This is a genomic window from Pirellulales bacterium, assembly GCA_033762255.1.
GTDB lineage: Bacteria > Planctomycetota > Planctomycetia > Pirellulales > JALHPA01 > JANRLT01.
Genome location: JANRLT010000060.1, coordinates 58,262 through 73,008 on the forward strand (window position 1 = coordinate 58,262; position 14,747 = coordinate 73,008).

General features: G+C 53.4%; 14 protein-coding genes and 1 tRNA gene. 8 read left to right on the top strand and 7 right to left on the bottom strand.

The genetic code is table 11. The annotated features are described in order from the left end of the window. Positions 1–50: 50 nt before the first annotated feature. The 7 genes from SFX18_16355 to SFX18_16385 all read right to left on the bottom strand — a co-directional run bounded on the left by SFX18_16355 (position 51) and on the right by SFX18_16385 (position 8,419). Entirely contained in the window at positions 51–527 is a 477-nt protein-coding gene (locus tag SFX18_16355; protein ID MDX1964723.1) for a hypothetical protein, read from the bottom strand. 216 nt (positions 528–743) lie between these two features. Next, on the bottom strand, positions 744–1,502 hold the full coding sequence (locus SFX18_16360; GenBank protein MDX1964724.1) for an ATP-binding cassette domain-containing protein: 759 nt from the start codon (positions 1,500–1,502) through the stop codon (positions 744–746). Between the two features lie 499 nt (positions 1,503–2,001). Continuing rightward, entirely contained in the window at positions 2,002–4,038 is a 2,037-nt protein-coding gene (locus tag SFX18_16365) for a hypothetical protein (protein ID MDX1964725.1), read from the bottom strand. A gap of 430 nt (positions 4,039–4,468) precedes the next feature. Continuing rightward, the gene (locus SFX18_16370) at positions 4,469–4,762 is read right to left on the bottom strand and encodes a KilA-N domain-containing protein (protein ID MDX1964726.1); all 294 of its coding nucleotides are present in this window, start codon (positions 4,760–4,762) and stop codon (positions 4,469–4,471) included. A 280-nt stretch (positions 4,763–5,042) separates the two neighbouring features. Next, entirely contained in the window at positions 5,043–5,651 is a 609-nt protein-coding gene (locus SFX18_16375; GenBank protein ID MDX1964727.1) for a hypothetical protein, read from the bottom strand. A 127-nt stretch (positions 5,652–5,778) separates the two neighbouring features. Continuing rightward, the gene (gene aroF, locus SFX18_16380) at positions 5,779–6,792 is read right to left on the bottom strand and encodes a 3-deoxy-7-phosphoheptulonate synthase (protein MDX1964728.1); all 1,014 of its coding nucleotides are present in this window, start codon (positions 6,790–6,792) and stop codon (positions 5,779–5,781) included. 265 nt (positions 6,793–7,057) lie between these two features. Then, on the bottom strand, positions 7,058–8,419 hold the full coding sequence (locus SFX18_16385) for a glycosyltransferase (protein ID MDX1964729.1): 1,362 nt from the start codon (positions 8,417–8,419) through the stop codon (positions 7,058–7,060). A gap of 453 nt (positions 8,420–8,872) precedes the next feature. On the opposite strand from SFX18_16385, the gene SFX18_16390 reads away from it, so the two are divergent. The 8 genes from SFX18_16390 (at position 8,873) to SFX18_16425 (ending at position 14,740) form a co-directional block, all read left to right on the top strand. After that, positions 8,873–8,954, top strand: a tRNA-Ser gene (locus tag SFX18_16390). 219 nt (positions 8,955–9,173) lie between these two features. Further along, positions 9,174–9,749: a hypothetical protein gene (locus SFX18_16395; protein ID MDX1964730.1), complete on the top strand. Its 576-nt coding sequence runs from the start codon at positions 9,174–9,176 to the stop codon at positions 9,747–9,749. Positions 9,750–9,930: 181 nt separating this feature from the next. Continuing rightward, positions 9,931–10,311, top strand: a complete 381-nt coding sequence (locus SFX18_16400; protein MDX1964731.1) for a hypothetical protein — start codon at positions 9,931–9,933, stop codon at positions 10,309–10,311. Between the two features lie 296 nt (positions 10,312–10,607). Beyond that, the gene (locus SFX18_16405) at positions 10,608–12,491 is read left to right on the top strand and encodes a redoxin domain-containing protein (protein ID MDX1964732.1); all 1,884 of its coding nucleotides are present in this window, start codon (positions 10,608–10,610) and stop codon (positions 12,489–12,491) included. Between the two features lie 423 nt (positions 12,492–12,914). Beyond that, positions 12,915–13,271: an STAS/SEC14 domain-containing protein gene (locus SFX18_16410; GenBank protein ID MDX1964733.1), complete on the top strand. Its 357-nt coding sequence runs from the start codon at positions 12,915–12,917 to the stop codon at positions 13,269–13,271. A 74-nt stretch (positions 13,272–13,345) separates the two neighbouring features. After that, positions 13,346–13,741, top strand: a complete 396-nt coding sequence (locus SFX18_16415) for a hypothetical protein (GenBank protein MDX1964734.1) — start codon at positions 13,346–13,348, stop codon at positions 13,739–13,741. A gap of 125 nt (positions 13,742–13,866) precedes the next feature. Then, a complete protein-coding gene (locus SFX18_16420) occupies positions 13,867–14,133 on the top strand; it encodes a hypothetical protein (GenBank protein MDX1964735.1) in 267 nt (88 codons plus the stop codon). A 121-nt stretch (positions 14,134–14,254) separates the two neighbouring features. After that, positions 14,255–14,740 (top strand): hypothetical protein, encoded by a 486-nt coding sequence (locus SFX18_16425; protein MDX1964736.1) that lies wholly within the window; start codon positions 14,255–14,257, stop codon positions 14,738–14,740. Positions 14,741–14,747: the final 7 nt, after the last annotated feature.

The following is a 14,747-nucleotide window of genomic DNA, read 5'->3' on the forward strand; positions in this document are numbered from 1 at the left end:
CCTAAAATAAAAAAACTTGAATGGCAAATGTTCGTGATAAGTTGAGGATTCTATCTTAATCCTACAAACTGAATTACCTGCTCAATAATCTTATCCGGCGGCTGTGACAAACCGCGTATGTCCACCCGCACTTGGCGCGGTCCTTGATCATCGGCCACATTGAGGATCAATTCAGCCTGCTTAACGGCGTTGTTTTCATATTTTATGTTGTACCCATAACCCAGGATCTGTTCCCAGTTAAAGATATTCCTGCCTCGATAGTCAATCAGTCCCCCGGCGTGCAGTTCCAGCTTTGGCCCGGGGTCCCGCAGCACGCGAATTCCCCGGTAGATAAAGTACACTCCTCCGCCCATAAATGCCAATGCGACCAGCGAAACAAACACCATGGCCAGTTCATCCCTCTGGCGCGCCGCCAGCCAGAAATAAACCAGTAACCCCGGCGGAACCAAGATCAACAAAATTCCCAGTCCCAAATCGCCGTGGGCGGCGGGCCGGTTAAGCGTGTAAACGTGGGAGTGAGTTTGCATAAATTCTAGCCCGCCGCGTCAGCCAGGGACTTTCTGTTTTTTTGCATTTTTAGCCCGCCTCGTAAGCGAGGGACATCCCATCAGCCCGCCGCGTCAGCCAGGGACTCACTTTAGCAGCTTATGCGTAAATCCCCTGGGTTTGTTACTTGCGACAATATTTCACTGTATTTTTTGCGGGCCAAAGGTCATTTATCATTACGCAGGCATATCTAGCGATTACGGCCCTTCCCCAAACGTCCGCGTGTACCACTCGTCCGTGGCATAAGTCACCGGTTCCCCGGCAGCCAGGATTTTTCCCCCGCGCATCAGGATCAACTGCCGCAGTTCGGGGATAAGCTCTTCAAAATGGTGCGTCACCAGGATTAGCGTCACCCCCTGTTTGGTAAGTTGCCGAACCAAAGCCATAAAATGCCGCGCGGCCACATAATCCAGCCCCGTCGTTGGCTCGTCCAGGATCAAGGCCACCGGCCGGTGCACCAGCGCGCGGGCGAGCAAGACCCGGCGTAGTTCACCGGTGGAGAGCCATTCCAAGGGCTTAGTCGCCAATCGCCCCGCATCCAACCGCGCCAGGGCATCCAGCGCGGCTTGTTCCATTTCGGACGTGACGGCGTTCCAGCTAAAAAGCTCGCGCGCGGCAAAAAATCCGGTTATCACCGCCTGCGCGCCGGTTAACTGCGCGCTGCCATAGTCGTGTAAAAAGCGAAATTGCAAATCGGCCGAGACCAGGCCCAACTGCCGCCGCAGTTCAAAAACATCCCAGCGTTCACGGCCCAGCACGGTCACGGGGGGCGTGTCGCGGTCCTGCCACACGGGATAATCCTGAAACGTGAGCAGTCGTATCAGCGTGGACTTGCCGCAGCCGTTGGGACCCAGGATCGCCGTGTGCAGGCCTGGCTCAATCGCCAGCGACACGCTATCGAGGAGCGTGCAACGATTTTTGACAACAGTCGCGCGGTCGATGTGAACGAGGTTCATGGGGGGGATCCGAATACCATTCTTTTAGCAAGTGCCGAGAATATGCGGTTTTCAAATACCATTCCGCGCATTGAATCAATTGCTGGCGTGCGAGCAACGTGATTTTTAACTTATAGCTCATGAGCGCTTACTAATAAACCCCAATACGGCGAGCATCTCTTGGTCAGCCGTTGCTAGAACTTGTACGCGACCCGCAGCCACATCCGCTCGCCCTCTTTTAATATCGGTAATCGTGGCTAATCGCTCTTGTTGCTGTAACCAGGCTTGCCAAAGCGATTCCACATCACGTATTTCCCCGGTCCCGGCCAACTCGCGCGTGGCATGTTCATGAAATGCGTCAAGTTCAAATTTAGTGCGGATTACCATTGCCACGCCAGTGTTTGTTTGTGAATTAAATCTTAGGTCTAACATCTTGGAGAGGGCCAAGTATCGTCAAGTCAATTGCCTTTTGCAGGCTTGCAAATCGTTGAAAAACTGTGATTTTACTATTATTACCGCATTACCCGGATACACCGCCAGTCCTTTTTGGCGGAGAAGCATGCAACCCCCACAAATACGGAAAACTGAGCAACATACCCAACAGAAACCAATTAAATCCCAAAAACGCGGGTAGCAGATGCTGCCAGTCCGTATATCCCACGGCAAAATGGACAACGATCGCCGGTAAGTAGCCCGCGAAGCCCGCCACAAACATCGTAATCCAGAGCCAACGTTCGCGAAAGTTCCAACCCCATAGGACCGGCAGCAAAAATACCAGGCTAGAAGCCATGAGCATACTGCCAAACGTTGCCCGGTCATGCGCGACCAGCGGTAGTAAACGTGGGTTAGCTTCTGTGAGAGCTTCCGTTGTGGTCCGCATAAAATTCAAATCGGCATGCACAAACACGCTGGTGCAGCCGATGGTGGTAATCGTCACGCCCGCCACAAACAATGCCACTCCATGCAGGATTAGCAGCAACTGCCCCCACAAACTCCAATACCAGGTCCAGTCCGCGCGCAACGGAGAGGTATGCCGCGGCCAATATTCGCCCAAATGCGACCGCACCCCCAACAATAATAATTGCAACAGCACCACCGTGACAAAGGCATGAAACGGATCCAGATAACCAAACCCCAGAAAAGTAAAGAAAGTAAAGAAACCCAAAAATGCCGAGGCAAATACCGCGACCATCGCCCAATGATATCCCCGGCGAATGCCATACCAGGATAAACTGACATACAACAGGCCAATCGCAATCATGGTCCCGGCTAATGTCACCCGATCATGGGCCATGAACGCTAGCAGTCGGGGATTGATTTGGTTGATTTCGACTCGCGAAAGCCCGACAAAATCTTCATCATAAGGCAGCACCACGCGGGTTGCGGCTATTAATAATGCTAATAGACTTCCCAAGAGCATGCCCCAGCCCATGCAAGCGGTCCAAAACCAGGTGCTGTCCACCATGCGCAGCGAAGGATTATGATGCGCGTCGGAAGATTCCCGCGCAAACTTGCGTTCCAGGAGAGCCTGATTGCAGCGTTTGATAATGCCGGGTCCAGAGAAGATTAAACCGGTGTCTAGCAAGAGCAGGTTGGCTCCGGCAGCGGTTAGCTTTAGGGCATCTTCCGGTTCATGGGCTCCACCGCAGATAATTACCGCCGTGGCGGGTAATCGTGACCGCAAATACTTAACCCCCGCGGTGGTGTTAGCTAATAGAGGTAAACCTGTCATGACCTCACCCGTGGCGGACGTCTGGGAATTGTCCACCACAAAGCCCGCGATTCCCACGTCAAGTGCGGCCCGCAAGTACGGCATGGTATCGTCATTGATAAGTGTCGCGGGAAGCGCAAGCAAAACTGGCGGATGTCTGGTCTGGCTGCCAGCAGTGACTGCCTCGCTTGCTAGTAGAGCATCTGGCGGTTGGGCTACTGTTGCCGGCGTATTGAGAAAATCCCGCAGACAGCCAGTCCACGTGGTGATAGGGCAGGCTTGCTTGATCGCCAAATCGAGAATTTCCAACGCGAAAAATGCGATTTGGGAACGGTACGCTTGGTGGATACCGCTAGCTGCGCGGACAACCGCTGTGAGGGATGCCGCGGAAGTGGACTGAAAGCGTAGTAATATGGGGACCGGCAGTCGGGCTATTTCGGCGATTTTTAACTCCGCTAGCGGACCGAAAATTGGTCCCGCGTGTGGCGGATAGCGCAAGGTTTGCTCGGATTGTTCCAAATACACGGGAGGCGCATCAAGCCTGGCGGGTTCGTCTTGAACGGCGACTTCGATCAAGCCCACGCCAAATTGAGCGAGCGCGGGCCAGGCACTGCCGGTGGGATCGAGTCGATAACCGATCCCTAGCGGTGAAGCACAGCTAACGCCCGCGACATCCACTTGCAAGCGGGAATCGGCCCGCATGTGGCCTAAAATATCAATAATTTGCGGACCAAGCGGTAAGCGTGACAGTGTGCCCATCACACCGAGCGCAAGATCCCGGGCCAGTTTCGCGCGACAGCGAAAAAGCAACGGTTGTGATACGGTGCGGTAAAACCAGTCAGGCATAAGGGGGCCAAGAGTTTACATGAAACTATTGCATTTTACTGTCCGCTAGACCATTTATTAACTCGTTTTTCCGGCTTTAATGGAGATTCATGTGTTCGTAATAAGGGCCATCACGACTTGCCTTTTAATCTATTTATCGTGGCTTGATCCACCAGAATCCACATTTGTTGGATGGCGACTGCGTTGAGCTTTTTTAGGCGTGCTTTCTGGGGCAGTTTATGCTTGACATACTCCACGTTTAAACTTTCTAGATTTGACAAGCAAACCAGTTGCGCGCCGTTGGCCTGATCGCAAATGCTCCCTCTCCTTGAACCGTTAAAATTCCCTAATCAAACACAGCACAAACGCCACCGAAATCCCCGTGGTAAACTACAGGGCAATGTCCAGTGGGCGAATGTGCCGCCGTATCGACCAGGCTTCGAGACAATGCCTATGGCCCCTGTGCGGTCGAGCCATTGTTTGGTGTCAAAGTGAAGCTATTCAGTCCAGACTGACTTTTAATCCCATCGAATTCGATGGAATTAAACTGGGGATTATTGAGCTTTTCCCATAGGCCTAGGAATTCCAAGGTATTGCGATTTCTCAGCCAATTACGTATGAGATCGTCAGTTTCCGCCGCATCCTTAAACCGCGCAATATCGGTCAGACGGATGTAATCATGGTCGAGGACTTGTTTCACGCCCACGGGATGATTCAGAACGGTCAATTGATTAAACTTAGTCATAACGTATGTAAGGTTGATGAAGTAGGCAATTCGCCTGGCGATACTGTACTTTAATCCACCTGCTGGCCTAAAATCAAGCGCGGGTGCAGGTTATCAAACCGTTCGACATGTAAAATCGCGAACTGTTAAATACACTACCAAGGTTAGCCGCGACGCGCAGCGGAGCGCGGGAGTTGTCGTCGAGTTTCCCTCCGCGCTCGTATTCGACTCGAGGCTAACCAGGCCCGGTTATCGTCGCGTTGCGCTCCGCGCTCACCTTCGACTCGCGGTTAATCGGGTTTTATGCGCGATAATCGGTAACGAATGACCAGTTTTGAACTGGCTTCCCTTCCTTGACAGGGTTCTGTCGAACATAGCGGATGGCTGGCGGAACATCGGCCTCCTCCAGATATACTTTCCATGCGCCACGAGCAAAGCACTTGGGCACAGAACCACTTAATCGTCGTAAGTGTTTTTGGGGATGCAAATCTTCCTCTTCCAATTGGCGAGTCGCGCTCCCTTTTAATTGTATAACAATCTGCTCAATTTTGATAAGCGGATTACGCTGATGTCCATTTCTCCCGATAACGAGATGGGCATGATCGGGCAAAATGGCACACTCCCAAATTAACAGGCCGGACTGCCGCGCATAATTGCCAAATCCCCTGCCAACCGCGCGGGCTTGTAGGCCATTGAGCAGCACTGGTGGGTATTTGAGGGCTTTTTTAGCGGCTACTCTTAAGTGCTGATCGTGCTCAATTGCCGCAGTAGAGCGAACTTCGGTAGTTTTTGTGGCTTTTCCGTAACGAAACAATTCCCAAGCACCCACAAAATTTGACCAGGAGCCTCGCGGGTCATTGGGAAGCCAAAAGCCATACATACCGAAAATTACATGAAAGCCAACGATCATCGTATTAAAGAGGAATTATAAAGGGGATATTATTCCAATGCGGCGTGAAGGGATTAATACGTTGAATACGCGCTCCGCTGCGCGTCGCGGCTAAACGTCCTGTATCACGCTCCGCTGCGCGTCGCGGTTAAACCGTCTTACCCAGCGCCCCCGCGATCTTGCGGCAGGTGGCCATGACTTGCTCAAACTGCGCGATGTTTAGCGTCTGGTAGCCGTCACTTTTGGCGTTTTCCGGGTCGGGGTGGACCTCCAAAATGATGCCATCCGCGCCCGCCGCCACGCTGGCCGCCGTCATGGCGGGAACCAAGTACGTGTGCCCCGTCCCGTGGCTAGGATCGACCACCACCGGCAAGTGTGTCTTAGCCTGTAAATACGGCACCGTCGCCAGTGGCAGCGTGAACCGCGTGTGCGCCTCAAACGTGCGGATGCCGCGTTCGCACAGCATGACTTGGGTGTTTCCACCATTCAGAATGTATTCCGCCGCCAAGAGCAACTCCTCGATGGTTGCGCTGGGGCCGCGTTTGAGCAAAACCGGTGTGCGGGTGTCCCCCACCGCCTCAAGTAGGCGATAATTTTGCATGTTTCGCGCGCCGATTTGCAGCACGTCGGCATATTCGCAGACCAGCGGCACATCCTCGCTGGCAACCACCTCAGTGACAATTGCCAGGCCGGTCGCCTCCCGCGCGGCGGCCAACATTTGCAAACCCTCCTTTTTAAGCCCTTGAAAGCTATAGGGGCTGGTGCGGGGTTTAAATGCTCCGCCGCGCAATCCTTTGGCCCCGGCCGCTTTGACCGCTTTGGCCGTGGCCACGATTTGCTCGGTGCCTTCCACCGAGCAAGGCCCCGCGATCACGCCCACGGTCCCCCCCCCAATAACCAGGTCGCGCACCTTGACCACGGTTGGATCCTTCTTGACCTCGCGCGAGGCGATTTTATACGGGGCGAGGATGGGCATGACTTCGGCGACTCCGGTGCAAATTTCCAGCGATTCCTTATGGGTCTTGCGGTCATCGCCGACCACGGCCACGACGGTCCGTTCCGCCCCGATAATGACATGCGACTTGAGGCCCAGGTGCTCGACTTTGCTCACGATATGCTGGACTTCGGCGGGGCTGGCTTCTTTTTTCATGACGACAATCACGGCAATCTCCACGGAAAAGTGCGCGAGGGGGACAAATCAATAAAAAAACCCCGTGAGCGGCGGTTTGAGTGCCGGATCACGAGGTTGGGTTGGTAAGCTGAAAATGTTACAGCACCGCTCCCGCCCGGTGATCCGGGGGACTAAAGTAAAAGTACCAATAGCGGTAGCTAAAATAACGGTGTCGCATATTGGTATTATGACTGGGAATGCGGTTTTCGCAAGAGTTTTTGCTGGAATATCGCTAAAAACGTAAGCAGTGGCAAGCTTACGCCGCGCGGCGGTTCTTTTTGTTCTTGCGGCGTTCATGCCGCTGGCGATGACGATCGGCCGCTTGTTGCCAATCGGGTTTATGGACGCTAGACGCCGACGATTCTTGCTTTGGGTTGTCCCATTCTTCTTCCAGGGCTTCTTCCGCGGCGGCCAGTTCCTCTCGTTCGGGCCGTTCCCGCAACGCGGGAGTTAGTAAATCCGCCACGGTGGCGCTTTCGTCAAAGCCCTGCGTGTCGGCCAGGGTTTCTTCCACCAGGGATTCCTCGTCGTAACTTGGGGTGGGAAGCAGGACTTGAACAGGCACTGTGCCGCGCGGCACGGATTCTTCAGTATTGTTTGCGGAAGGGGCGGCTTGCGATTCACTGTCGGGCGGAGTGTTTTCCCACGACACATTGGAGGATCCTTGCAGGTTCTCTGACGCGGGGTTGATTTCCGCATCGCGCGGAGAATTGCGCGCCGTATAAAACGACGTATTCCAGGTATTTTCCCACCAAATCTGGGCCAGGTCCCATATTGCCCGGCCATAGTCCCGCCAGCGCAGCTTTGATCCGCCGATTTCACTCCAGGCATCCAGAGGATATTCATAAATGGACCAGTCCAGGCCTGGTTGGCCGCTTTTGGCAAATTGGCTAGCCAGGCGGCTGAGCAACTCCACATCAAAAATCCAACGGGATAGAAATGGCCGGTGCAGCGCCGTGCGCAGTTCGGGCGAGGCGCGGAACAGCTTGGCGCCGCACTGGGTGTCGGTAAAGCGCACACCGATCGTGGCCGAGGCCAGCCGGGCAAAAATCCGGCTCAGCCAGTGACGGTGAACTTCGCGCTTGATGCGATGCCCGGCCAACCGCAAGCGAACGCCAATGACTCCTTGCAGGTCGTCGCGCGTGGCCAGTAAATCGCGAAACGGCACGAGCGATTCGGGGACCGTGGCAAAGTCGGCATCTAAAAAGCCCACGAATTCGGGGGCGTTGGTTCCTTCGAGGAGCGCCAGCATGCCTTGGCGGACGGCTTCGGCCTTGCCGCTATTTTGATTTAAATGCAACACGCGCAACTGACGGGGAAACTCCCGAACCAACTCATCCAGCATTGTTCCAGTGGCGTCGGTGCTGCCATCATTGACAAACAAGAGTTCCAGTCCCGTGCGACGACTTAGGAACTGCCGAATGCGGCCCAGATCCAGCCGCAATGCCTCGTCATAACATGGAACAACCAGTACGGTTTTATGTTGTGGAGAAGCGGCAAAACCCGCGCGGCGTTCCCCGCGGGAAGTATTTTTAATGCTGGCCGACGAGGTGGATCGGCGAAGGGCCGTTCGCGGGAAACTCCCCTCAAAACGTCCGGTCGATTTGGCGAGTGGCATCGTGCGCTTCCCCCCATCATAGTGTAAAGTTGCTCGCTCTTGGCCGCGGCTGGCCTGGGCGAACTGATTCGATCGCGTTTCCCCTAAAGACCAACTTTTTTTGATTGGCCAGCGGATCGGTACTGGTGAGAAACTCCTGTTTCCCAATCAAAAACCCGCACAACCAGACCCAGCGATCGAATTTTGGGTAAATTCTGGCAGAGAGTTATAAATCTTCCCTGATTTGCCAGCAAGATGAGTTTTTAACCATAACCAACACCTTGGCCTGGCAAATTGGTTAAAATTTGGGGTAATTTTGGCACTGTGGGGACTGACTTTCCAAAGTTGGGCACGCTCGTTAAAATAAAATCTTGGTTTTGCTAGTAGATGCTGTCTTTCACTGGCTCATTGCCAGGCCCGGGATAACGAACTTTATCCCCGTAAGCAGTGTCAGAGGCTAGTAAACCTGGGTAAGGAGGGTATGCGAATGGTGAGCGGCGACACTGGAAATGTCGTGCCCCGTAAGGGGTTGCGGGTTCGACTCCCGTGCCCTCCGCTGGAAATGAGTCTGCTGATGTAAAAAACCCCGGTTATTGCCGGGGTTTTTTTATGAGGGAGGAACTTATGGCGAATTATTCAAAATTCAAAAAGTCTTATCAAGTTAAACCCCACTGTAAAGCTAGTCTTTTTACATTTTTTTTAGAAATAGTCGCGGAACTTTTAGCTGCCTGCGCGCGTATCTAGATGGGCATATCATTTTTCCTAAGGGATTATCATGCAAAAGACTCGCAATTGGCGGATGTTGGCCAGGCAGAGGTTGGGATTTGCCACAGTAGGTTGCGCCGTTTTTTTAATCCTCCTTTCATCCACGGTTTATGCCTTGTACAGCGTTAGTCCCACTGGCGATTGGCCCAAAAGCTGGCCCGCGGAGCTAGAGCCGCTGCGGGCCCAGGCCATGACTTATGTCGGCCCGGATGTCGAGAGCCACCATTACGCGATCCCTTTTGACAGCAGGGAAGCTTTTGAGGCCGCGTGGCAGCATTTGCTAAAAGTCAAAACCCCCAAAGCGCCAATTTTTTTGGTGCGGGGGCCGAACTTTTTTTTACCAGAGGGAAAAGTGAGTGGCGTCATTGTGCATTCACCGAATGCCGATGACACGGAACGACCCGGTTTTCCCCGGGAACCGATCAAAGGGGTAGAAAATCTTCGTATGCGGTGGATGAATACAACCTATATCGAACTGGTCGTGGACGGGAAAGTTGTGGATTTAAACCAGCTGCAACTGCCGGAGGAAGTCACGATTATTGACGAGCGGTTTAAGGAACAAGGGAAGGATAAGGGGAAGGAATAGACGCGGGCACGTTGCATTGTGGTTAGAAAATGACCGCTTCGTGAAACTGTATCCTACGACAACAAGGAAGTCGCCCAAACTTTACTCGCAAAAACTTTAACAAGTTCAAGAGGTATGTGGTAATATCATGTTTCGCTTGCAAAACTCGATATTCCTACTGGTTGTCCTCCTTTGCGGTTGTATGGAACCGCTGGCCACTTCAGACGGTAAATCCACAAACTTGGCTCGTGACCTTAAAGTAATGTGGGAAACAAAATCAATTGATGTGGGTAACGACCCAACACATGGCCCAAACCCACGGGCGTCTACAGATAATGCCATTGATGCGGCATCACGTGTTTTCAAGACCATCGAGCTTCGTGGAAAAACTCGTGAAGAAGTATTAGCCGCACTGGGAGATCCGATCGAGAATAGTAAAAGCAGCTACAATTTCCCGTTTTTTCCCACAGGAAGTGATACGATGGTGTTTCGTTTTGATAATGGGGCTAATGGTATTCAATTTAATGTCAAATTTGATATGCACAAAAAGGTTTCAGAGATCGAGGAACTGTGGATTGAGTAGTGATTCACTCAACCTGCCATACTCTCTTGGCAGTGATACCGGGGAATTCTTTATCTAGGGAACTCTTCGATCTTCTATTTGTAACTCTGTTGCACTAAAAGTTCGCAAAAGCTAAGTTGAGCCTAATCTGCAAATTTCCTGAAACCAGCGGCATTTGCCCGGGGTACTAACCGTTGCTCCGCATTGCTTTTATTTCGTGTGAGCACGGTTTCCCTCGTCATTTTACTTTTCGTTAGCTTTGCTCCCGCTCATTCGCATTCCGCTAATATTTTGCTACCCAAAATTTTGCTACGCCCATGTTTCGACCACATTGGATTGCCAGTCTGGCCCTGTTTGCCCAACTCTGCCTCGCGGGGGCGTGTTACAGTGATGAGCCGCCAGCGCCCGTTGGTGCTCGGGTAGAGGATTTTTCCCTGCCGCAGCCGCTCACCGGCGAGACCTGGACCCTGTCAGAGCATATGCGAAAGGCCAGCGAAGAGGCTCAAAATGCCAGCAAAGAGGCCCAGCAGGCTCGCGCGGTGGTGTTGGTCTTTAGCTCCACCAGTTGTCCCGTCTGCACGGCGTATGTCCCCCGACTAACAGAATTAATGAAAAAACATGTTAATGACCATGTGACCTGGGTGGCGATTGCCAGCCATCCCTCCGACAGCGCCCAGGACGTTGCCGCTTATGCACGGGAACGGGAATTACCGCTGCCGTTTCTCTTTGACGAGGGTTCCCGACTGGCCGCGCGCTTGCACATTGAGCGAGTCCCCACGGTGCTGGTGCTTGACGCCGGGCGGGATGTGCGCTATGCGGGGCGAATCGACGACCAATATGCCCCGGGCGTCCCCAAGGCGCAGGCGGGGACCGCCGAACTGGCGGAGGCTCTCTCCGCGGTGTTAACAGGCACAGAGGTCAAAACTCCGTATGCCGCGCCGGCGGGGTGTAAGCTGTCGCATCAAGCGACCGCGGCGACAAAGCAGGCGACGGTAGAGACGGGCACGGCAAATGGCCAAACTTCCGCTGCTTTGCCAGCCACTAACGCTAAAGCGGCGTCCACCCTGCGGGCCAGCATCACTTATCACCGCGATATTGCCCCCATCATGCAGTCTAAATGCCAGGAATGCCACCGCCCGGGAGAAGCCGGGCCATTTTCCCTGCTGACTTACAAACAAGCCAAAAATTGGTCGGGGATGATGGCCGAAGTGGTCGCGGATGACATCATGCCCCCCTGGCATGCGGATGCCCCGTTGGGCCACTTTAAGAATGATCGCCGGCTCTCTCCGGAGCAAAAGCAATTATTGCTTGCCTGGGTGGACCAGGGCTGTGTGGAAGGGGATCCGCGCGATGCGCCTCCCCCCGTGCAGTTTGTGTCAGGTTGGCGGCTGGGTCGCGAACCGGATGAAATCCTAAAAATGGAAAAAGAAGTCAAAGTCCCCGCGCATGGGCAAGTCCCTTATGAATACGTGCAGGTCGGACCGGAATTTCCCCAGGATCGTTGGGTGACGGGGATTGAGGTTCGTCCGCAACAAAGGCAGGTGGTGCATCACATCATTGCCTTTATTGTCCCCCCTGACGCCAATATCCTCAGCATTTTTGGCCCACAGTTTGGCCGCCATATGCTGGGGGCCTATGTTCCGGGGGACCAACCCATTGTGGCGGGACCCGGCCAAGCCCGAAAAATCCTCAAAGGGAGCAAGATCATTTTTGAGGTGCATTACACGCCCAATGGCAAGGCTGTGACGGACTGTTCTAGCGTGGGCCTGTGTTACACCGACGAGGCGCCGCGGGCGGAACTGTTTGGCCTGTCGGTGATGAACCCGACATTTCGCATCCCCCCGGGCGCGGACAATCACGAAGTCAAATCGCAATTTACATTTCCGCGTGAATCGACGTTGTTGTCGCTGACGCCGCATATGCATGTGCGGGGTAAATCCTTTCGCTATGAATTAGTTTTGGCCGATGGCAAGCGGGAAACACTGCTGAATGTGCCGCGTTATGACTTTAACTGGCAGGCCAGCTACGACCTGGCCCGCCCCGTGATCGTGCCAGCGGGGGCCACCTTGGAATGTACGGCCCATTATGATAACTCGGCCAAGAATCCGTTTAACCCCGACCCTAGCAAGACTGTCCGCTTTGGCAATATGACGACGGATGAAATGATGATTGGTTTTGCCGCGTATTATGAGAATCCCTAGAATGTTGTCGTAGTAATGGTTGCGATTTAGGCCATTTCGCCGCTGGGCAAAATTGCACTTATTTTTTGCCGCTCCACCGTATGCTTGGGCTGTACGGCCCAGCCGATTGCTACGCGTTGATAGACTCAATGTATTCATCACTCTCCGTGTTTTGAAACAGTCAACCGTAATTGGTTATGTTTTAGTGAAATTAGTTTACTTTGCCTTTTGGGGGGAAAAGATTCTGGGAATGGCTAATGTGAGCCGCGCGGTAAATTCTTGCTTGATGTCCTTGGATTTGCTAAGTTGGCGATGTTCGAAATCCCAGGGAGTGGCGCTGGCGCTCCTCCCGGATTTTGCCGACTGGTCATTTCAGATTGACGGGAGATCTCCCGCAACGGCGCATCCCTACCACGGGCTTACTTTACATTTAGGAATTCACTCATGATCTCGCTCCAATCCAGTTCCGACGCCAAGTATCTCAGTGTTAAATTGTCCGGCAAACTGCATGATGAAGATTACAAGCTGTTCACGCCATTTATTGACGATGCGGCCAAGAGCGGCAAAGTTCGTCTTTTGGTCGAGTTTCATGACTTTCAGGGATGGGATCTGCATGCCCTGTGGGACGACATAAAGTTTTCGACCACACACTGCACCAAACTCGAAAAGATCGCGCTTGTGGGGGATAAAACCTGGGAGAAATACATGGCCAGCGTGTGCAAGCCATTTACCATGGCCAAGATTCAGTACTTTGACGCCAGTCAACTTGCTCAAGCGCAAGCGTGGTTGGACGCGGAATAGGCCAACGCTAGGAAGGGTGTTGCCAGGATTTTCCATCATTTATGGTTCGCCTTTGTCATCCTACCGAATTTATCATGGCAACGACATTTCAGGGCATCAATCCAATCTTAGTCTGCGCGGACATTGTCGCCGAACATGACTGCTTGGTGCGGCAGTTTGGCTTGGCTCCCGGGGAATTGCACCGCGATCCCGCCGGCGCGGTCGTGCATGGCGAAGTTCGCGCCGGCCAGCAGGTCATTTGGCTGCACCAGCAAACCGCCGAGCATCAATTGGCGGCACCCGTGTCCGGCCTGCCGAACATCGGTGGATTGGTGGTCTTTGTCGCGGATGTGGATGCGCACTACGCGGCGGCGGTTGCTGCGGGCGCCACGGTGGATGGCCCGCCGGTTGATCAACCGTATGGCCAGCGGGAATACGGGGCTCGGGATGTGGCAGGGCACCGCTGGTGGTTCGCGCAGCGGCTAGGCTAGTATTTGCGGGATAAGAATATATCTCTGTTTTTTTATAAAAAAGCTTGTCGCGATAGCACCGGTACCGTTATGCTGTTGGCAAGTTTGAAAAGACATGTCCCGTGCATTTCTTCAGGAGCCAAAGCATGACACTTTACGCCGCTCGCAATCGCGCACTTAGTCAATGGCTGCAAAAAAACCCGCAGATCGCCGGAGTGGTCTTTATACTAATTGGCGGATTTTCGATTTGGACGGGCGTTCGGGCCTTGCAAACCGGCGAAGCAACCCTCAAATGGGGAATCGAACTCGAAGGTACCTCCGCCAGATTCGTTGGCGGATTTTGGGTTCTGCTGGGGGGCGGCCTCGCAATCTTGGGCTTGGTGTTACTCTTGGGCATTTGGAATTTTAGTTAAATAATGACCGCTTTGTGGCATGTTGGACTTGAAAAAGCGTCTGGTACAATCAGTGTCATGTTGCAAGTGTGTTAGCACTTGAAATTACTTCTGTCGTCCGTCTTCTATGGGGTAAAAGGCCATGTATAAGTCAAGTAGTACGTTACGGTCCAGTCTGTGTTATTTGGTGTTTTTATTGGCCGTTTTGGGCGGTAATGTCCCTATAAGCGCCGAAAAAGTCGATTTATCCGCCGACGATCTGCGGAAAATCGCCACGCACGTGGTCACGGGCGAGGTGCTAGCCATTTACGAGCGTGCGGTAACCACCCAGGACTGGAAATACACGCATTATGTGGCGGAAGTCCGAGTCAACCAGGTGGAAAAAGGAGAGGGCGTCAAAAACGATGAGTTAATCTATGTGCGGTATTGGCAACGACGCTGGAATAGCTCCGGCCCGCAGCCTCCATCGACCATCGGCCACCGAGGTTTGCCGCAGGAAAAGGACAAGCTGCGGTTTTACCTGGCCCAGAATGCCTACGATGGGTTTACCAATGACAACCAGGATGGGGGCTATAATGTCATTGGTGCCAATGGATTTGAGGAACTACCCGCGCCAGAAAAAAAGTAGGCCAACA